This window comes from Pseudomonas sp. DE0010, from assembly GCF_007680745.1.
GTDB classification, from domain to species: Bacteria; Pseudomonadota; Gammaproteobacteria; order Pseudomonadales; family Pseudomonadaceae; genus Aquipseudomonas; species Aquipseudomonas parafulva_B.
This window is the reverse complement of record NZ_VEJQ01000141.1, coordinates 1-302: the sequence shown is the minus strand read 5'-3', so window position 1 is coordinate 302 and position 302 is coordinate 1. Positions and strand designations below refer to the sequence as shown.

The window sequence follows — 302 nt, the reverse complement described above, 5'->3', positions numbered from 1 at the left end:
AGTGACCATTCGCGGCCTGCGCGATAGCACAGAACGCCGGTCCCGCGGCTGACGGAGCGGGCGTTCTGGGTTAAACAGTCATCCCCACCACCACAAGGAAGTCACCATGCGTATCCTCACCTCCACCCTCGCCCTCACCCTGAGCCTGGCCGCGCTGCTGCCCGGCGCCGCCCAGGCCCGCGACACCACCCTGCAACTGCCCTTCGCCGAAGTCGTCCAGGAAGCCCTGGCCGCCAAGCGCCTGGATGGCAGCGTGAAGTTCTATCTGGCCGGCAACCCGGTGCCGGGCAAGGCCACGGTGG

1 pseudogene is annotated in these 302 nt (G+C 68.2%); it reads left to right on the top strand.

What is annotated here, in order from left to right:
- Positions 1-106: 106 nt before the first annotated feature.
- A pseudogene (locus FS767_RS22000) lies at positions 107-302 on the top strand (excinuclease); the annotation flags it as partial.